Annotated in this window: 20 protein-coding genes; 11 read left to right on the top strand and 9 right to left on the bottom strand. The window is 71.3% G+C overall.

The genetic code is table 11. The annotated features are described in order from the left end of the window. Window positions 1-36 precede the first annotated feature (36 nt). Both OJ962_RS21120 and OJ962_RS21115 read left to right on the top strand, forming a co-directional pair. Window positions 37-939, top strand: a complete 903-nt coding sequence (locus OJ962_RS21120) for a glycosyltransferase (protein ID WP_202955032.1) — start codon at window positions 37-39, stop codon at window positions 937-939. Next, window positions 936-1,649 (top strand): methyltransferase domain-containing protein, encoded by a 714-nt coding sequence (locus tag OJ962_RS21115; RefSeq protein WP_202955031.1) that lies wholly within the window; start codon window positions 936-938, stop codon window positions 1,647-1,649. The genes OJ962_RS21120 and OJ962_RS21115 overlap by 4 nt, the downstream gene beginning before the upstream one ends. On the opposite strand, the gene OJ962_RS21110 is transcribed toward OJ962_RS21115, so the two are convergent. Next, complete coding sequence (locus OJ962_RS21110; RefSeq protein ID WP_202955030.1) at window positions 1,639-2,412, bottom strand: spermidine synthase; 774 nt, start codon at window positions 2,410-2,412, stop codon at window positions 1,639-1,641. The two genes, OJ962_RS21115 and OJ962_RS21110, sit on opposite strands and share 11 nt — an antisense overlap. 29 nt (window positions 2,413-2,441) lie before the next feature. Between OJ962_RS21110 and galE the strand changes: the two genes are divergently transcribed. After that, window positions 2,442-3,416, top strand: coding sequence for a UDP-glucose 4-epimerase GalE (gene galE, locus OJ962_RS21105; protein WP_202955029.1), 975 nt, complete (start codon window positions 2,442-2,444; stop codon window positions 3,414-3,416). On the opposite strand, the gene OJ962_RS21100 is transcribed toward galE, so the two are convergent. Both OJ962_RS21100 and OJ962_RS21095 read right to left on the bottom strand, forming a co-directional pair. Then, complete coding sequence (locus OJ962_RS21100) at window positions 3,413-4,282, bottom strand: NAD(+)/NADH kinase (RefSeq protein WP_202955028.1); 870 nt, start codon at window positions 4,280-4,282, stop codon at window positions 3,413-3,415. The two genes, galE and OJ962_RS21100, sit on opposite strands and share 4 nt — an antisense overlap. Then, window positions 4,279-4,638, bottom strand: a complete 360-nt coding sequence (locus OJ962_RS21095; RefSeq protein WP_202955027.1) for a cupin domain-containing protein — start codon at window positions 4,636-4,638, stop codon at window positions 4,279-4,281. Before OJ962_RS21095 ends, OJ962_RS21100 begins: the two co-directional genes overlap by 4 nt. 27 nt (window positions 4,639-4,665) lie before the next feature. On the opposite strand from OJ962_RS21095, the gene OJ962_RS21090 reads away from it, so the two are divergent. Next, a complete protein-coding gene (locus OJ962_RS21090; protein ID WP_202955026.1) occupies window positions 4,666-5,154 on the top strand; it encodes a beta-class carbonic anhydrase in 489 nt (162 codons plus the stop codon). A gap of 3 nt (window positions 5,155-5,157) precedes the next feature. After that, a complete protein-coding gene (locus tag OJ962_RS21085; protein WP_202955025.1) occupies window positions 5,158-6,777 on the top strand; it encodes a hypothetical protein in 1,620 nt (539 codons plus the stop codon). Here the strand turns inward: OJ962_RS21085 and OJ962_RS21080 are convergent, their stop codons facing one another. The 6 genes from OJ962_RS21080 to OJ962_RS21055 are packed head-to-tail and all read right to left on the bottom strand — an operon-like array spanning window position 6,778 to window position 12,705. Continuing rightward, window positions 6,778-7,740, bottom strand: coding sequence for a lysylphosphatidylglycerol synthase transmembrane domain-containing protein (locus OJ962_RS21080; protein ID WP_202955024.1), 963 nt, complete (start codon window positions 7,738-7,740; stop codon window positions 6,778-6,780). Window positions 7,741-7,744: 4 nt separating this feature from the next. Beyond that, entirely contained in the window at window positions 7,745-8,572 is an 828-nt protein-coding gene (locus tag OJ962_RS21075) for a glycosyltransferase family 2 protein (RefSeq protein ID WP_202955023.1), read from the bottom strand. Beyond that, on the bottom strand, window positions 8,569-9,645 hold the full coding sequence (locus tag OJ962_RS21070; RefSeq protein WP_238931598.1) for an NAD-dependent epimerase/dehydratase family protein: 1,077 nt from the start codon (window positions 9,643-9,645) through the stop codon (window positions 8,569-8,571). The genes OJ962_RS21075 and OJ962_RS21070 overlap by 4 nt, the downstream gene beginning before the upstream one ends. A 12-nt stretch (window positions 9,646-9,657) precedes the next feature. After that, window positions 9,658-10,707 (bottom strand): NAD-dependent epimerase/dehydratase family protein, encoded by a 1,050-nt coding sequence (locus OJ962_RS21065; RefSeq protein ID WP_202955022.1) that lies wholly within the window; start codon window positions 10,705-10,707, stop codon window positions 9,658-9,660. 27 nt (window positions 10,708-10,734) lie between these two features. After that, window positions 10,735-11,709, bottom strand: coding sequence for a COX15/CtaA family protein (locus OJ962_RS21060; protein ID WP_202955021.1), 975 nt, complete (start codon window positions 11,707-11,709; stop codon window positions 10,735-10,737). Between the two features lie 54 nt (window positions 11,710-11,763). Then, the gene (locus OJ962_RS21055) at window positions 11,764-12,705 is read right to left on the bottom strand and encodes a lysylphosphatidylglycerol synthase domain-containing protein (protein ID WP_202955020.1); all 942 of its coding nucleotides are present in this window, start codon (window positions 12,703-12,705) and stop codon (window positions 11,764-11,766) included. 240 nt (window positions 12,706-12,945) lie between these two features. Here OJ962_RS21055 and OJ962_RS21050 point away from each other — a divergent pair, with 240 nt between their 5' ends. The 6 genes from OJ962_RS21050 to OJ962_RS21025 are packed head-to-tail and all read left to right on the top strand — an operon-like array spanning window position 12,946 to window position 18,485. Further along, a complete protein-coding gene (locus OJ962_RS21050) occupies window positions 12,946-13,749 on the top strand; it encodes a transketolase (protein ID WP_202955019.1) in 804 nt (267 codons plus the stop codon). Beyond that, complete coding sequence (locus OJ962_RS21045; RefSeq protein ID WP_202955018.1) at window positions 13,746-14,672, top strand: transketolase family protein; 927 nt, start codon at window positions 13,746-13,748, stop codon at window positions 14,670-14,672. The genes OJ962_RS21050 and OJ962_RS21045 overlap by 4 nt, the downstream gene beginning before the upstream one ends. Further along, window positions 14,669-15,367, top strand: coding sequence for a glycosyltransferase family 2 protein (locus tag OJ962_RS21040; RefSeq protein ID WP_202955017.1), 699 nt, complete (start codon window positions 14,669-14,671; stop codon window positions 15,365-15,367). The genes OJ962_RS21045 and OJ962_RS21040 overlap by 4 nt, the downstream gene beginning before the upstream one ends. Beyond that, window positions 15,364-16,557 carry a DUF4915 domain-containing protein gene (locus OJ962_RS21035; RefSeq protein ID WP_202955016.1) on the top strand — a complete coding sequence of 398 codons (1,194 nt, stop codon included), beginning with the start codon at window positions 15,364-15,366 and terminating at the stop codon, window positions 16,555-16,557. The genes OJ962_RS21040 and OJ962_RS21035 overlap by 4 nt, the downstream gene beginning before the upstream one ends. Beyond that, window positions 16,554-17,516, top strand: coding sequence for a sulfotransferase (locus OJ962_RS21030; RefSeq protein WP_202955015.1), 963 nt, complete (start codon window positions 16,554-16,556; stop codon window positions 17,514-17,516). Before OJ962_RS21035 ends, OJ962_RS21030 begins: the two co-directional genes overlap by 4 nt. Before the next feature lie 9 nt (window positions 17,517-17,525). After that, window positions 17,526-18,485: an NAD-dependent epimerase/dehydratase family protein gene (locus tag OJ962_RS21025; protein WP_202955223.1), complete on the top strand. Its 960-nt coding sequence runs from the start codon at window positions 17,526-17,528 to the stop codon at window positions 18,483-18,485. The last annotated feature ends 13 nt before the right edge of the window (window positions 18,486-18,498 follow it).

Genomic DNA, 18,498 nt, shown 5'->3' with positions numbered 1-18,498 from the left:
CCCGCGTCAACCGGCGCCTCTGGTAGAACGGGCGCCGTGACGAGCCGGCTCTGGATCTTCACGCCGGTCTACTTCGACGTGCCGTCGTTTCTGATCCTGCGCGAGCGGCTCGCGCAGCACGGTGCGCGGATCGTCGTGGCCGACGACAGCGCCGGGCGTGATCCGGCCATCGCGGCGCTGCACGAGCTCGACGACGTCGACGTCGTCGAGCCGCCGTTCAACCTCGGCCATCAGCGGGCGCTCGTCTACGCCATCCGCACCATGGCGCCCGAGATCCGGGACGAAGACGTGATCGTGACGCTGGACGCCGACGGCGAGGACAAGCCCGAGGATCTCCCGCGCCTGATCGACGAGCTGCGCGCGGAGACGAGCGAACGCGCGATCGTGATGGCCCGCCGCACGTCGCGCTCGGAGCCGCCGCTGTTCCGGGTCGGCTACTTCTTCTTCAAGCTCGGCTTCCGGCTGCTCACCGGCGTGGTGGTGCGCACGGGCAACTTCGCCGCATACCGCGGGTGGGTGGCCCGCCATCTGCTCTCGCACCCGCAATTCGACCTCAGCTACTCCGCGGCGCTGATCGCGCTCAACCTGCCGGTCGCCTATGTCCCGTGCGCGCGCGGGGAGCGCTACGCGGGCCGCTCGAAGATGGGCTACAGCAAGCTGCTGCTGCACGGGCTCTCGATGCTGATGCCGTTCACCGACCGGATCGTGCTCCGCGCCCTGATCACGTTCACGGTGACGCTCGCGCTCACGGCGCTGGCCGCGTTCAGCGTGATCCTGGTCAAGCTCTTCACCGACGAGGCCATTCCGGGCTGGGCGACGTACACGCTGCTGCTGATGATCGTGCTGTCCTTCACCGCGATGGGGAACCTCGTGCTGCTGTTCTCGGTGTTCGCCCAGAACCGGGCGATCTCGCTCGCCCAGCTGGAGCGAAGACCGTGAGCGACGCGCTCGAGTCCCACCTGCACCGCCAGCTCGAGCAGTCGCGCGAGTTCTTCTGGCAGCGCGTGCGCTGGCGCGCCGTACGCGAGTTCCTGCCGGCCGGCGGGCCGTTCACGTTCGTGGACGTCGGCGCCGGCATCGGTCTGGCGGGCCACTACCTGCGCGAGGACCGCCCGCAGGCGCAGTACCGGTTCGTGGAGCCGCTGGAGTCGCTGGTCACGCACCTGGAGGCCGAGTTCGGCCGCGAGGCCAACCTCAACGCGGCCGCCCACTACGACGGCGCGGGCTACCTCGCGCTGCTCGACGTGCTCGAGCACCAGGAGAACGACTTCACGTTCATGGCCGAGCTCGCGGCCAGGATGGACCCGGGCGCGACGATCGTGGTCACCGTGCCGGCGCTGCCGTCGCTGTGGTCGGGCTGGGACACGGCACTGGGGCACTACCGGCGCTACAGGAAGAACACGCTGCGGGCGCCGATCGAGGCCGCCGGCCTGCGCGTGCAGGAGCTCTCGTACCTGTTCCCGGAGATGATCCCGGCGGGCCTTCTGCGCAAGCGCCGGCGGGCCGCGGACGTCGATCAGTCGGCGGAGTTCCCGGACCTGCCGCCGCTGGTCAACCAGGCCTTCATCGCGTTGGGCTCGGCGACCTCCGCCGCGCGCAAGGTCTGGCCGGCGGGGACGTCGGTGATCGGCGTCGCGGTCAAGCCCTGACCAGGAGCTGCTCGCGCGGGACGGCGGCCGCGGCGGCGCGGTGGAGCGCGTCCAGCGGGAGCGGCACGTCGGAGCCGAAGAGCACGACGTTCCCGGGCGCGCGCTCGCGCAGCACGCCGGGCGGCGCGACCCACGCCACGTGCGTGAACGCGTCCCGCAGGAGCGCGTCGTGGAGCTTGACCTCCTCCAGCGGCGGGATGTCGATCACGTTGAGCGCGTAGACGCCGGCGGGACGCAGGACGCGTCGCACCTGGGCGGCGAACGCCGGCGTGGAAAGCGGCGCGGGCACGTGCGGCCCGTCGAACGCGTCCCCGATCACCAGGTCGGCGGAGCGGTCGGGCCGGGCCCGGATGAGCTCGGCGGCGTCCCCGACCTTCACGCGCAGGCGCGGGAAGTGGCGCAGGCCGAGGTGCTCGCGGGCCAGCGCCACGACCCCCGGGTCGATCTCCCAGACGAGCTGCCGTGAGCGCGGCCGCGTGACCTCGACATAGCGCGGGAGCGCGCACGCCCCGCCGCCGACGTGGAACACGTCGATCGCGGAGCCGGACGGGCGGAAGGCGTCGATCAGATCCGCGATCCGCCGCATGTAGGCGAACACGAGCCGTCGCGGGTCGTCGAGATCGACCACGCCCGCCTCGCGCCCGTCGAGGAACAGCGTCCGCGCGGACGCCTCGGCGACGATCTCCGCCTGGGCGAACTCGGTGCGCACCGCGACGGGCGCCGGCGCCGGCCGTCCTCGTCGCTCCCGCCCTCGCCGCTTCATCGCCGCCACACGCTAGCCTCGCTGCCCCTATGCGAGTCCTCGTCACCGGGGGAGCCGGCTACATCGGTTCGATCGCCGCGCGCCAGCTTCGGGACCGCGGCGACGACGTGACCGTGCTCGACTCGCTCTACCGCGGCCACCGCGGCGCGATCCCGGACGGCGTGCGCTTCGAGCCGGTCGACCTGCTCGACCTAGAGGCGACCACCCGCGTGCTCACCGCCGGCTTCGACGGCGTCCTGCACTTCGCCGCGCTCGCCCTCGTCGCCGAGTCCGTGGCCGAGCCCCAGCGCTACCACCGCGGCAACGTCGTCTCCACGCTCAACCTGCTCGACGCGATGCGCGCCGCCGGCGTGCGCCGCCTCGTCGCCTCCTCGACCTGCGCGACCTACGGCGAGCCCGCCCACGTCCCGATCACCGAGGACACGCCGCCCGCGCCGGTCAACGCCTACGGCAACTCCAAGCTCGCCATGGATCGCATGCTGGCCGACGAGGCGCGCGCCCACGGCCTGGGCGCGATCTCGCTGCGCTACTTCAACGTCGCGGGCGCGAGCGGCGACCTCGGCGAGGACCACGAGCCCGAGACCCACCTGATCCCGCTCGTGCTGTGGGCCGCCTCCGGCCGCCGCGGCAGCGTCGAGATCCACGGCACCGACTACCCGACGCCCGACGGGAGCGCGGTCCGCGACTACGTCCACGTCGAGGACCTCGGGCGCGCGCACCTGCTCGCGCTGGACCGCGCCGAGCCGGGCCGGCACGAGATCATCAACCTGGGCTCGGGGCGTGGCTACTCGGTGCGCGAGGTCGTGGCGGCGGCGAAGACCGTGACGGGGGTGGACTTCACCGTGCTCGAGGGGCCGCGGCGGGCCGGTGACCCGCCGAACCTGGTGGCGGCCATCGAACGCGCCCGGGAGCGGCTGGGGTGGGAACCGACGAAGTCGCTGGAGGACATGGTCCGCGACGCATGGGAGTGGTTCCAGGCCCACCCGCGCGGCTACGCGGACTAGCGCGGCGCCAGCTCGGACGAGTCCGTGATCTGGAGCTTCTTGCGGGCGCGCTCGTAGAAGCCCTGCGCGTGCAGGCGCAGGATGCGGGCCGGGTGGTCGGCGAGCGAGAACTCGATGCAGTCGCCGTCCGTGAGCTCGGCCACGCGCTGGCCGTCCGCTTCGAGCAGCAGCGGGGCGGACCGCTCGAGCACGTGCACGCGCAGCCGCTCCTCCGGGTGCAGGAACACGGCACGGTCGAAGGCCGCGTGCGGCGCGACCGGCGTCACCAGCAGACCACGGTGGCGCGGCGAGACGATCGGCCCGCCGGCCGCGAAGGAGTAGGCGGTGGAGCCGGTGGGCGTCGCGATCACGAGCGCGTCCGCGGTGTAGCGCGCGAAGATCTCACCCTCGACCTCGACGGCCAGGGCCGCGGGGCCGTTGCCGGGAATGCGCGTGAGGGCGGAGTCGTTGAACGAGCTGATCCGCATCGGGAAGCAGGTGCCGCTGACGGTCATCACGGCGCGCTCCTCGAGCCAGTGCTCGCCACGGTCGATGCGGTCGAGCGCCATGGCGAGCTCGTCGAGGTTGACCTCGGCCAGGAAGGCGAGCCGCCCGAGATTGACGCCCAGCACGGGGACGTCCTCCGCGGTGGCGAGCTTGAGCGCGCGCAGGATCGTGCCGTCGCCGCCGAGGCCGATCACCAGGCCGGCGTCGACCGCGAGCTCGTGCTCGGGGACGGTCCGGACGCCGTCGGGCACGAGGTCACGCGCCTCCACCAGCGTGCGCACCTCCATCCCGTGGCCATCGGCCCAGCGCACGACACAGCCCATGTGCTCGCGGCTGTCGCGGCGCGGGTGCACCACGACGCCGATGGCGGAGCCCTTCACGACTCGTCGCGGTGGACGGTGTCGGGGGCGAACGCGGGCAGGCAGACGGCGAGGTACTCCGCGCCCTCGGGGGTGGAGTAGCGGATCCACTCCCCGGCGCGGGTCAGCACGGCCTGGCCGGCGGGCACGGACAAGGTGCCGCCCTCGTGCTCGACTTCGATGCGGCCGTTGAGGACGACGGTGTACTCGTCGAAGTCGGGACGCTGCCCCGGCTCGACCCAGCCGGCGGGCGAGCGCATGTGCGCGACGCTCACCCGGGCCTCGCCGGTGTTCACCCGGCCGACGTACTCGTCGATCAGCTTCGGCTTGGTGCCCGCCGCCTCGACGCGCGACGGTCCCTCGATCAACTCGGGCATGAAGCGAGCAGTCTAGGCTGATCGGCGATGAGCGCGACCGACGAGTTCCTGATCAACAACCAGGCGTACGCGATCCGCTTCGACAGCGGGCATCTGCCGACGCCTCCGCGCAAGCAGGTCGCGGTGGTCACGTGCATGGACTCGCGCATGGACATCTTCGCCATCCTCGGCCTCAGCAACGGCGAGGCGCACATCATCCGCAACGCCGGCGGCGTCGTCACCGACGACGTGATCCGCTCGCTCGCGATCTCCCAGCGCAAGCTCAACACGCGCGAGATCCTCGTGATCAACCACACCGAGTGCGGAATGCTCACCTTCACCGACGACGAGTTCCGCGAGAACCTGCGGCAGGAGACCGGGATGAAGCCGCCGTGGTCCCCCGAGTCGTTCTCCGACCTCGACGCCGAGGTCCGCAACTCGCTCAATCGCATCCGCAACAGCGCGTTCATCCCGCACAAGAACGCGCGCGGGTTCGTCTACGACGTGAACACGGGCCGCCTGCGCGAGGTCGCCTGAACCGTGAACTCCGTCACGACCGCCCGCGCGACTGCCCAGGCGCGCGCCCAGCGCGCGTGGGAGCACCCGCGCACGCCGTGGCTGGTGCTCGCCGCGCTCAGCGTGCTGGCCTTCGTGACGATCCGGCGCGCCGCCGACGGCCTGTTCTTCTTCGGCGACGAGTGGGCGTTCCTGCTGCACCGGCGCGGGGTCTCGCTCGAGACGTTCTTCGCGCCGCACAACGAGCACCCCTCGGCCGTCCCCGTCTTCGCCTACAAGGCGCAGCTCGCCGTCTTCGGGATGACGAGCGTCACGCCGTTCCAGGTGCTGGTCGCGCTCATGCACATCGCCACGGGGATCGTCGTGTTCCTGTACGCCCGGCGGCGTGTCGGCGCGCACCTGGCCCTGGTCCCAGCCGCGCTGATGATCTTCCTCGGCGCCGCCTGGGAGGACGTGATGTGGCCGTTCCAGATCGGGTTCATCGGCTCGGTGCTGTTCGGGATCGTGGCGCTACTGGCCCTCGACGACCGGCGCGACTGGCTGGCCTGCGCCGCGCTGGTGCTGTCCACCATGTCGAGCGGGCTCGGGCTTCCGTTCCTCGGCATCGCGCTGATCGAGATCCTGTGGGACGAGCGGCGCTGGCGCCGCGTGTGGGTGATCGTCGTGCCGGCGCTGCTGGTCGCGGTCAGCCTGTTCGGCTACGGCGGCGGGGACCATGGCTCGCTGACCAGCCCGTCGGCGGCGGTGCGCTGGGGAGTCGACATGGTCGCGGCCGGCTTCGGCGGCTTCGGCGCCCTCGGGATCGATTGGGGCCGTCCGCTGATGCTCGCGGCGGGGATCGCGTTCGTCCTCGGCGTGCGCAGCGGGCGCGTCGCGGTCGGTCCGCGACTGGTCGCGCTCCTCCTCGGGCTGGCGGCCTGCGCGATGTTGATCGGCTCCGGCCGCGCGGGCCTTCAGCAGGCGCCAGACACGTCGCGCTACGTGCACATCAGCGCCGCGCTGCTGCTCCTGATCGCCGTGACGGCCCTCGGCCGGACCGCCGTCACGCGCTCGGGCGGCCTGGCGATCGCCGCCGTCACGGCGCTGGCGTGCTTCGCCTCGCTCAGCGTTTTCAAGGACGGCCCGTTCAACCACCGGGTCAACGCCGAGCCGCTGAAGATGCAGCTCGCGGCGCTCGAGCTGCGGCGCAACGAGGTCGCGCCCGGAGTGCAGGTCGGCGCGCCCGCCCTCGGCATCAGGGCGGTCTCCTACTTCAGCGCCACGGACAAGTTCGGCTCGCCCGCGCCGACGCTGGACGAGGTGCGGGCCGCGCCCGACGAGGCCCGCCAGGTCTTCGACGGGACCCTGGCCGGTCTCGACCAGCTCGCCCTGACGCCGGCGACCGGGGGCGCCGGCGGCACCTGCTCGACGACGGCGCCGGGGCAGGAAGCCGAGCTCGCGCCCGGCGCGCGCTACCGCTTCACGGCCACGGGCGCGGGCGCCCTCAAGCTCCGTCGCCTGGCCACGACCGTCCAGGCGGATGCGACGCCGTGGGCGTTGCCGGACGGCACGCCGCTCGAGCTGGCGCTGACAGGCGACGCGCTGCCCGAGCCGTGGCGCGCCGCGATCACCGGTGCGTCCGTGCGGGTGTGCCGCGTCGGCTAGCTAGCCGTGAACCGGAAGCCGCCGCTCGCCCTGGAGGCGGCGGCGCGCCGCGCTCAGTCCGCCGTAGCGCGTGACGAGCACGATCAGGCCGACGACCGTGGCCGGCACGAAGTACATGAAGCGGCTGAGGATCAGGATCCCGGACGCCGCGCCGCCGGTGATGCCGGCGGTCTTGAGCCCGAGGATCATCGCCCAGTCGTAGGTGCCGGCGAAGCCGGGCGCTGCCGGGATCGCCGCCGCGAGTGAGGCCAGGACGATGATCAGGACACCGTCCAGCACGCTCAGCGACAGCCCGATCGACTGCACGATGACGATGAGGTTGAGCCCTTCGACCACCCAGATCAGGATCGACAGCCCCACGAGCGGGAGCCCGGACGGGTGGGCGAACAGGCGCAGGCCGCGCGCGACGGGCCGGATCGTCGCGGCGAAGCGCTCGAACCGCCCGCTGCGGCGCAGGCGCAGGTAGACGAACAGGGCCGCGAAGCCCGCCAGGATCACCGCCCCGAACAACGCCGCTGTGCCCGGGCCGGTCGGCGAGTCGGCCAGGCCGAAGGAGAGCACGATGAACATGCCGGCGAGCACGACGGCGTCGAGCAGCCGCTCGGCCACCACCGAACCGAGGATCTCGCGCTTGCGCGAGGCCGAGCGCGTGCCGAGGATCGCGATCTTCAGCACTTCCCCGCCGCGGGCGGGGAGCACGTTGTTGCCCATGTACGCGACCGCGGTGAGCGCCAGCGCGTCCGTCCGCTTGTGGTCGACGTCCGCGAGCACCATCACCCGGTGCCAGCGGTAGCCGCGGAGCGCCAGCGCGCCGAGGCTGAGCCCGAGCGAGAGCGCCAGCCAGCTGAAGCCGGCGGCGCTGTCGGGCAGCTGTGGTGCGGGTTGATGGACCATCCAGTAGACGACCGCCGCCAGCGCCACGACGGATACCGCTGGGCCCAGCCAGCGCCGCAGCAGCGTCACCCGATCACCCGCGACGCGGGGAGCGGGCGTGGGCGGCGTGGCGCAAGCGTCGCGGACGGCCCCCTTCCTCCCCGGCCGCGATCCGCGCGGGGCGCTCGATGACGCTCCCGGCCGGGCGGCGGTAGTCGCCGCGGCTGAGGTGCAACTCGAGGAAGACGTAGAGCACGATGAACAGGTAGCGGCTGCCCATCTCCTCGAGGTTGAGCTTGGACTCGCCCGCCGCGCGGTTCGTCCACGACGTCGGGACGACCGCGAAGCTGAAGCCGCGCGTGACCGCCTTCAGCGGGAGCTCGACCGTGAGGTTGAAGTGGTGCGAGAGCAGCGGCTGGACGTGCTCGATGACCTCGCGCCGGTAGCCCTTGAACGCGTTCGTGGTGTCCCCGTAGCCGTGGCGGAACAGCATCCGGATGCCCTGGTTGACGACCCGGTTGATGAGCAGCTTCAGCCGCGGGTAGTCGCGCACGACGGCGCCGGGCATGAAGCGCGAGCCAAATGCGCAGTCGTAGCCGGCCTCGAGCACGCGGTAGTAGAGGACCACGTCGCGCGGATCGTCGGAGCCGTCGGCCATCACGATCACGACCGCGTCGCCCTCGAAGCGCTCCAGCCCGTAGCGGACCGCGAACCCGAACCCGTGCGGCCCGTCGTTGCGCACGCAGCGCACGCGCCCGCCCACGGCCTCGACCACCGCACCGGTGCCGTCGCTGGAGCCGTCGTCCACGACGAGAATCTCGTAGTCGTCGATGTGGCGCTCGAGCACGTCGATCAGGCCGCGCAGCGTCGGCTCGATCACGAGCGCCTCGTTGTGAGCCGGGATGACGACGGACAGCTTCACGCCGCGGCGGTGCTCCAGCGCTCGACGTTGGCGTCGTGGATCTCCTGCAGCGTGGACTCGAGGTCGTAGCTCTGCCGCCACTCGGGGTAGTCAGCCTCGAACGCGCTCACGTCGCTGATCCACCAGCGGTGGTCGCCCATCCGCGCCTGGTCGGAGTAGGTCCAGTTGAGCGTGTTGCCCGAGATGCGCTCGCAGGCGGCGATCGCCTCGCGCATCGAGCAGCTGTGCCCGCGGCCGCCGCCGAGGTTGTAGACCGCCCCGGCCTTCGGCGCGTTGTGGAAGGCCTCCATCGCGGCGCTCACGTCGTTGGTGTGGATGTTGTCGCGGACCTGCTTGCCGTCGTAGCCGAAGACCGTGTACGGGTCGCCGGAGACGGTGCATTTCATGAGGTAGCTGAGGAAGCCGTGCAGTTGCGTGCCCGCGTGCTGCGGGCCCGTCAGGCAGCCGCCGCGGAAGCACACGGTGGGCATGTCGAAGTAGCGGCCGTACTCCTGGACCATCAGGTCCGCCGCCGCCTTGGACACGCCGAACAGCGAGTGCATGCACCCATCGATCGACATCGACGTGTCGATGCCGTTGAAGTAGCGGTGATCCTCGGGCAGCTCGAGCCGCTCGCCGGCGTCGATCAACGGCAGGCGGTTCGGCGTGTCGCCGTAGACCTTGTTCGTCGAGGTGAAGATGAACGTCGCCTCGGGCCGGACCTTGCGCGTGGCCTCGAGCAGGCTCATCGTGCCGTTGGCGTTGACGCCGAAGTCGGTCGGCGGGTCCGAGGCCGCCCAGTCGTGGCTGGGCTGGGCGGCGGTGTGAATGACCGCGGCCAGGTCGGACCCGATGCCTTCGAACAACCGCAGCACGCCCTCGGCGTCGCGAATGTCGAGTTCCACGTTGCGGAACTCGGCCTTGAACTGCTCCTGCAGGCGCGTGGTGGTGCGGGCGGTCGAGGCGTCCGAGCCGAAGAAGCGAGCACGCATGTCGTTCTCGATGCCGACCACGTCGTGGCCCGCCTGGACGAAATGCACCACTGCCTCCGACCCGATAAGCCCCCCGGAACCGGTGACGATCACGGTGGACATCCCTATCCGAGTCTACGAGGCGGTCAGCGCGGAAACGACCAGCGCCTCGTGCTCGCGCACCCACCGGGCGATGTCCTCGAGCGTCTGTGCGGCGCTGCGGCGCGGGCGCCAGTCCGTCAGGGCGTACAGGCGGGACGCGTCCGTCAGGTAGATGCGGACGTCGCCGGGGCGGTCGGAGTCGGCGACCCCCACCGGCACCGTGTTCCCCGTGAGCTCCCGGCAGAGCGCGGTGGTCTCGGCCAGGCTGAGCGAGATCTCGCGCCCGCCGCCGACGTTCACGAGCCGGCCCGCCCACTCGTCCGGCGCGCTCAGCTGCAGGTCGATCAGGTCCACGACGTCGTCGACGTGGATGAGGTCGCGGACCTGCTTGCCGACGCCGCCGTAGCCGATGTAGCTCAGCGGTCGCTGCGTCTGGTGGGCGAGCACCCAGTACGTGAAGACGCCCTGGTCGACCTTGCCCATCTGCCAGGGGCCGGCGATCACGCCGCAACGGTTGATCACCGTCGGGATCCCGAGCACGGCGGCGTAGTCCGTGACCAGGTGCTCGGCGGCGAGCTTGGTGGCGCCGTACAGCGTCCGCGGTCCCTCGAGCGGAAAGTCCTCCGCGACGCCGGGCGAGTCCGTGAGCTCGAACCGGGTTTCCACCTCGTGGTACGGCAGCGCGTCCAGCGCCCCGTAGGGGTATACACGCGAGGTCGAGATGAAGACGACCTGTGCGCTGTCGCGCCGCGCCAGCTCGAGGCAGTGATAGGCGCCGAACAGGTTCGACTGCACGAGGTAGTCCGGTGCGTCGTGCACGCCCGCGAGCGCGCTGGGCTCGGCGGAGCACTCGACGATCGCGTCGACCTTGGGCAGCGCCTGCACGTCGCCCGGCGAGCGCACGTCGCCGTGCACGAACCGCACGCCGGCGGCCCGCAGCCGTGGCAGGTTGAGCTCCGAACCGCGGCGCTTGAGATTGTCGAACGCGACGATCTCCCACTCGGGGTGTCGTTCGGCGAGCCCGACGCAGAGGTTCGCGCCCACGAACCCGCTGCCGCCGGTGATCACGACGCGGTTGGCCACCCGCCTAGACTCGCACGCTTCGCCGCGTCATCGCGGCGTGGAGACGGCCGCCAACTCCGCGGGTGCCGGTTCGCGCGCCGGCGCGTGGGCCGGGACCCGGATTCGCCCGGCCGCGGAGGCGGCGACGAGGATCGCGATCCAGGTGACGGTCGCCAGCACGACGTGGACCCACACGATCCCCGCGGGCAGGTGCAGCTGCCACTGCACGATGCCGACCGCGCCCTGGCAGGCAATCAACAGGCACACCACGGTCATCGCCCGCATCAGCAGCGGGTCCTTGTCGCGCCGGCGGACGATGAACCACACCGCCACGGCCGCCAGCCCGAGCACCGTGCCCGTCGTGGAGTGACGCTCGATCGCCCAGCTGAGCGTCTCGCCGGGTCCGTGCCAGGTGATGCGCTCGACGACGTCGCCGGTGCCCGCGCCGCCCGCGTGCGGGCCGGACGCGGTCACGATCGTGCCGCCCGTCAGCGACGCGAAGCCCAATGGCAGCAGCGCACGCACCGACCACACGCTCAGGCGGTCGCGCGCCGGCGGCCGCGCGCCCGGCTCGAACGTCGCCCGCCACGCCAGCGCGACGTTCGCGACCAGCAGCAGCATCGACAGCAGGAAGTGCATGATCACCCAGCCCGGTGCCAGGTCGAAGATGACCGTGAAGCCGCCCCACACGGCCTGCGCGGCGACGCCGAGCGGCAGCGTGAGCGCGATCAGCAGCAGGTCGCGCCGGAACGGACGCCGGCGCCACGCCATCCACACCGCGAGCAGGCACGGCAGCGCGACGACGCTGGTCATCAGCCGGTTGCCGAACTCGATCATCGAGTGCGTGCTGAGCTCGGGCGTGAGGCTTGCGCCGTCGCAGCGCGGCCAGTCCGGGCAACCGAGCCCCGACCCTGTCACGCGCACGGCCGCCCCGCTGAACACGATGATCGCGCACACCGCGAGCGCCGTGTATGCGACGTAGCGGAACTCGCGCGGCGTGAAGGTACGGCGGAGAACCTGCATCAGAGCGTTCATTCTGCCAGGGGCGCCACGGCCGTCGAGCCCTGCTGCCGGGCGTCAGCCGCGCGCGGAGACCTGCACCAACTCGGGCGCGGGCTCGGCATCGGTCACGGCTTGCGCACCTGCGGCACGCGCTTCCGCCCGGCGGGCGATGACGGGCGTCGTGGCGGCGAACAGAATCTCGATCGCAATCTGCACGAGCCGCACGACGATCGCCACGGCGATCGCGATCGCGGTCGGCATGACCGGCGCCAGCGCGGCCGCGAGGCCCGCCTCGCGCGCGCCGAGGCCGCCCGGGAGCACGAACGCCAACACGGAAACCGCGAAGCCGACGGCGAACGCGCCCGCGACCTGCGGCAGCGCGGAGACGCCCACCGGATAGAGGGCCTCGGCGAGCGCAAACAGCGCCAGCCCGGCGAGGACGAACGAGAGCGCGTACGCGGCCCAGAGGCCGACCAGCACACGCTCAGGCAGCAGCCGCTCGAGCGGGTCGCGCCCGATCCGGCGCAGCAACTTCGCACTCACCGGCCCAAAGATCTTCGGATGCAGGGCGACGACCGCCAGTAGCGGGATCGCGACGGCGAGCCAGCGCGTGGCGTGCCCCTCGAGCTCCGGCAACTCGACGACAAAGTAGCCCGCGACGACGAGCGCGCCCGCCAGGGCAAGCGCGGCCTCATAAACAAGGCTCGCAAGACAACGGCGCTTCGGGATCCCGTAGCGCTCGGACATCGCGATCCGCATTGTTGGCATCAACATGCTCGTCGGCACGTAGCGCGCGAGGGCGGACGTGCACCAAATCGCTCGGGCACGCTTGGGCTCGAGATGCAGATCCAGCCGCAGCAACGACCGGCGCCAGAGCGCGGCGTGCATGACCTGCAGCGCCGCGAAGCCGAGCACGGCCGCCAGGAACCAGCCGAGCTCGAAGCGCAGCCCGTCCGTCTCCAGCTTGCCGATCTCACCGCGCAGCGCGAGCCCCGCGCAGAGGAGCACAACAAGCACCAACATGACCTTCAGCGCCGGCTTGACTCCACGACGACGAAGGAGGCTGCGGACGAGATGGACGTCCCCTGGCATCCGGCGCCATCCTAGCGATCCAGATGCCCTGCGCCGCACCGCTTCCCACGAGCTGGAGCGCCACCGGACCGCGAAGACTTCCCCGATCGAGCTTCAGGTCCGTTGATATGCTGGCGCCGCGCGACGCCCTCCTGAGCCTCTGGTTCGAGGGCTCGGCGCTCTCGCATGGGAACCTCTGCTGCCAGCATCGGTGCGGCGATCCGCCGCACGGTCATCGATCAGTCCCGGCGCGCACACGTCGGCCACATCGGCTCCGCGCTCTCGGTGTCCGATCTGCTCGCCGTGCTCTTCGGCACGACGATGAACGGCACTCCGGACGATCCGGACCGCGACCGCTTCGTCCTGTCGAAGGGTCACGCCGCGCTCGCGCTCTACGCCGCGCTGCACGAGGCCGGTCACCTGAGCGCTGAAGATCTCGACACCTACTGCGCCGACGGCAGTCCGCTCGGCTGCCACCCGGAGCACCCGGTGCCGGGCATCGACTTCTCGACGGGCTCGCTCGGCCAGGGCCTCTCGCTCGCTGCGGGCGCGGCGCTCGCCGCGCGAATGCAGCGGTCCAAGCGCCGTTCCTTCGCGGTGCTGAGCGACGCCGAGCTCAATGAAGGCTCGATCTGGGAGGCCGTGATGTTCGCCGCCCACCACAAGTTGTCCAATCTGGTCGCGATCGTCGACGTCAACGGCCAGCAGGCGCTCGGTTACACGCGCGACGTGATCGACCTGCATCCGCTCGCAGACCGCTTCGGCGCGTTCGGCTGGGACGTGCACGAGGTCGATGGCCACGACACGGAGACGCTCGAGCGCACCATCGCCGGCCTCGATGTCGAGCAGGGCCCGCCGCACGTGCTGCTGGCCAACACTACCTTCGGCTACGGCGTGGACTTCATGGAGTCCAAGATCGAGTGGCACTACTGGCCACTGGACGAACACCAGTACGCGTCGGCCGTCGAGCAGTTGGAGGCCGCGCGATGAGGCCGCAGTTCGCCCAGGGCATCCTGCAGCTCGCCGAGCGCGACGATCGCGTCGCGCTGCTCACCGGCGATCTCGGATTCACCGTGCTCGAGCCGTTCGCGGAGCGCTTCCCGGACCGCTTTTTCAACGTCGGCGTCGCGGAGCAGAACATGATCGGCGTCGCGACCGGCCTGGCCGAGGCCGGCATGGTGCCGTTCGCGTACTCGATCGCCACGTTCGCCTCTCTGCGCCCGTACGAGTTCATCCGCAACGGGCCGGCGCTGCACCAGCTGCCGGTCCGGATCGTGGGCGTCGGCGGCGGCCTCGACTACGGCCACAACGGCGTCTCGCACTACGCGCTCGAGGACGTCGGCGTGATGCGCCTCCAGCCCGGCGTGACGATCGTCGTCCCGGCCGACCCGGCGCAGGCCGCGGCGGCGCTGGAGGCCACGGCCGATCTCGACCGCCCGGTGTACTTCCGCGTCGGCAAAGAGGCCCAAGGCATCCCGGGCCTCGAAGGCCGCTTCGAGCTCGGGCGCGCCGCGCTCATCGGCAGCGGCCGTGACGTCGCGCTGATCGCGCTCGGCCCGATGGCACGCCAGGCAACCGAAGCCGCCGACCGCCTCAACGAGGCCGACATCGGCGCCACCGTGGCCGTGATCTCGTCGCTCAACCCGTCCCCCGAGGAAGACCTCGCGGAGTTGCTGGCGGACATCCGGTTGGCGGTGACGATCGAGTCGCACTACGTCAACGGCGGCATCGGCACGTTCACGGCCGAGGTGATCGCCGAGCACGGCCTGGACTCCCGCCTCATCCGCTGCGGTGTGCGGGACATGCCGCGCGGCGTGACGGGAACCGTCGGCTACCTCAACGAGGAGCACGGCCTCTCGGCAGAGCGCATCGCCGAGACCGTTCAGATCGCGCTCCAGCCCTCCGGCAGGTGAGCGCGCCGAACCTCTCCATCGTCCTCCCGGTCTACAACCAGGAGGATCACATCCGCGGCGTCGTCGAGGGGTACACGACGATGCTCGACCGGCTCGGCGGCACGTACGAGCTGATGCTGGTCACGAACGGCTGCCGGGACAACTCGGTCGCGATCTGCCAGGAGCTGACCGCGGACCACGAGGGCGTCAAGACGATCGACCTCGGTGCGCAGGGCGGCTGGGGCAAGGCTGTCCGTGCGGGCCTGCGCGAGGTCACCGGCGAGACGATCGGCTACACGAACACCGCCCGCACGTCGCCGGAGATCCTCGCGTTGTGCGCCTCGTACTCGCGCGCGTTCCCGAACGTCGTGGTCAAGGCCAATCGCAAGATCCGCGACAACTGGCGCCGCCGTGCGGGCTCGCTGGTATACAACCTCGAGGTCCGCGCGCTGTTCGACCTGCCGGTGTGGGACATCAACGGCACGCCGAAGATCTTCCCGCGCTCGTTCGCCCGCCTGCTCGATCTCGAGCGCGAGGACGACCTGATCGACGCGGAGTTCAACGTCATCTGCCGCCGCGAGGGGTACCCGATCGTCGAGGTGCCCGTGCTCAGCACGCAGCGCCACGGCGGGACGTCCACGACCAACTACGCCTCCGGGGTGCGTATGTACCGCGGGGCGCTCGAGCTGCGCCGCCGGTACGGGAAGATGCCATGACCCCGACCGCGACCGAGCTGGAACCGCGCTGGGCGGAGCACGGCGCCGCGTGGCGCGATCCCGCCGAGGTCGTGTCGGGATGGGAGGGCATCGGCAGCGTCGACCCGGACCTGCTCAAGAGCCGCGCCGACCGCGCGTTCTGGGAGCTGCTCGACCGCCTCGAGTTGACGCTGATCGTCACGCGCGAGTACGAGCACCTGGTGGTCGCCCTCAGCGTTGAGGAAGGCAAGCCGGTGCAGTCGCACCTGCGGCTTCCTCACCCGTCGGGGCTGGCGGTCGACCATGAGCGCGGGATCGTGCACGTCGCCGCGACGCGCAACCCGAACCAGATCTTCGACCTGGAGCCCGTTTGCGGCGCGCTCCCACGGGCGGACATGCCGTACCCCGGCGAGCTGACCGGCCGTCCGCTGCTGCCCGCTCGCTCGCGCTTCTTGCCCGGTGCGCTGTACATCCACGATCTCGCGCTCGTCGGCGGCAAGCTGCACGCGAACTCCGTCGGGCAGAACGCCGTCGTCGAGCTGCTCGAGCACGGCGGACACCGGCTCGCGTGGTGGCCGGGCAGCGTCGAACGCGAAGGCAAGCCGGACATCGGGCGCAACTACCTGCAGCTGAACTCGATCGCGGCCGGACCAGACCTCGAGGGCAGCTTCTTCTCGGCCTCCCAGGCGGCGCCTTCCCAGCGCCGCCCGGGGCACAAGAACTGGCCGGTGGACGGGCGCGGCGTGATCTTCAGCGGCGCCACCCGCGAGCCGGTCGCGAGCGGCCTCACCCGCCCGCACTCCGCCCGGCTTCACGAGGGCGCGGTGTGGGTGGACAACAGCGGCTACGGCGAGCTCTGCCGCCTGGAGGGCGAGCAGTTCACCACCGTCGCGCAGCTGCCCGGCTGGACGCGCGGGCTCGCCTTCGCGGAGGGCATCGCGTTCGTCGCGTCCTCGCGGGTGATCCCCCGCTTTCGACAGTACGCCCCGGGGCTGGACGTCGATCGCAGCGTGTGCGGGCTGCACGCGGTGGACCTTGCCTCGGGCCAGATCGTGGGCAGCGTCCGCTGGCCCTACGGTAATCAGATCTTCGCCGTTGAGGCGTTGCCGCGCGACTTCACGCTCGGCTTCCCGTTCCGGTCAGCGCGTCCCGCGCCCGACCGCACGCGACGGCTCTTCTACGCCTTCGACTTCCAAGGAGAACAACGATGAGTGACTTCAAGCTGCTGATGCTCGGCGCGATGTACGAAAACGGGGGCAACACGACCCACCGCTTCCTCGACGGCCATCCTCAGCTCTACGTCTACCCCTTCGAGTCGCAGCCCGGTTCGCGGCACGTCCAGGACGGGTTCACCTCGATGTTCCCCGTCAAGTACCGCTGGCCCGAGTTCCTGCTCGACGCCACGCCGGCGCAGGATTACCACGCGATCATCGACGAAGAGGGCAAGGTGCGCTCGCGCACGCCGCACGTGTCGAAGTTCCGCCACGAGCCGTTCGACATGAACGACGATGAGCGGCGCGACATCTACCTCTCGATCATCGAGAAGACCGGGCGCTCGCGCGCGAACAACGTGGCGGCGTTCTTCGAGGCCACGCACAAGGCGTGGAAGGACAACGTCCAGACGGGCGAGGAGGAGTTCTACGTCGGCTACTCGCCGATCATCGTGATCGACGCCGAGAAGATCCTCTCGGACATGCCGAACGCGCACTTCCTGCACGTGGTCCGCAACCCGTGGTCCGCGTACGCCGACACCAAGAAGCGCCCGGTGCCGCTGCCCCTGCGCGAGTACATCCTGCGCTGGAACGTCAACCAGAACGCCGCGCTGGCCGCCAAGCGCGCCTTCCCCGAGCGCATGCACATCGTGCGCGCCGAGGACGTCATGGCGGACTCCGTGGGCACGCTGACGACCCAGGTCCTGGAGCCGATGGGCCTGCGCTCGGCCGACTCGCTCGCCGTTCCGTCCTGGAACAGCAAGGAGCTGACCGAGGTCTACCCGTGGGGCACGATCCGCACGGCGACGCCGGAAGCGAACCTGGCGACGGCCAACGAGCTCTCCGACGACGAGCAGACCCAGGTCCGCAACATCGCCCACGACCTGCTCGCGCCGCTCGGCTACGAGAGCTTCCTCGAAGACGGCCAGGCCTCAGAGCCGGTCGCGCTGACCGTCTAGGAGCGGGCGATCCGCGCGCTCGTCACCGGCGCCGGCGGTTTCGTCGGCGCCACTCTCGTCCGGCGGCTGCTGGCCGAGGGCCACGAGGTCCACGCGACCGGCCGCCCCGGGGGGCAGCCGTGGCGGCTGGAAGACGTGCGCGCGGACATCGAGCTCCACGAGGTCGACCTGGCGGATGCCGAGGCCATCGCCCGCCTCGTCGGGCGCGCGCGGCCGGACTGGGTGTTTCACCTGGCCGCGCACGGCGCGTACTCGTGGCAGACCGAGACGCAGCCGATCCTCGCGGTCAACGTGCTCGGGACGGCGGCGCTGCTCGACGCCGCGCTCGACGCGGGAGCGCAGGCGTTCATCCACGCCGGTTCGTCCTCGGAGTACGGCCTCAAGGACCATCCGCCGGTCGAGGACGAGGCGCTCGCGCCCAACAGCACGTACGCGGTCGGCAAGGCCGCGGCCACGCACTACTGCAGCTTCGTCGGCCAGCGTGCAGTCGCGCGGGTGGCGACGCTGCGGCTCTATTCGATCTACGGCCCCTGGGAAGACCCGGGGCGCCTGATGCCGACGCTGGCCGTCCGCGGCCTGCGCGGGGAGCTGCCGCCGCTGGTGGCGCCCGAGACCGCGCGCGACTTCGTGCACGTCGACGACGCCTGTGACGCGTTCGTCCGGGCCGCGCAGGCGCCGGACCTCGAACCCGGGGTCGTGCTGAACCTCGGCAGCGGCCGGCAGACCACGCTGCGCGAGATCGTCGCGATCGCGCGCGAGGTGCTCGCCATCGAAGCCGAGCCGCAGTGGGGCTCGACCGCGGCGCGTAGTTGGGACACGAGCGTGTGGGTCTCCGACCCCCGGCGGATCGAGACCGCGCTCGGCTGGCGCGCCTCCACGGACCTGCGGGAAGGCTTCCGCGATCTGGCCGACTGGCTTGCCTCAGACCCCGATCGGCTGGCTCGCTACGCGTCGGTCGCGCGGCGCTGAGGCGTCGCTAGCC

The organism is Solirubrobacter deserti (genome assembly GCF_027587175.1).
Taxonomy (GTDB): Bacteria; Actinomycetota; Thermoleophilia; order Solirubrobacterales; family Solirubrobacteraceae; genus Solirubrobacter; species Solirubrobacter deserti.
The sequence above is the reverse complement of the archived record's forward strand: the minus strand, read 5'-3'. Positions and strand labels throughout refer to the sequence as shown.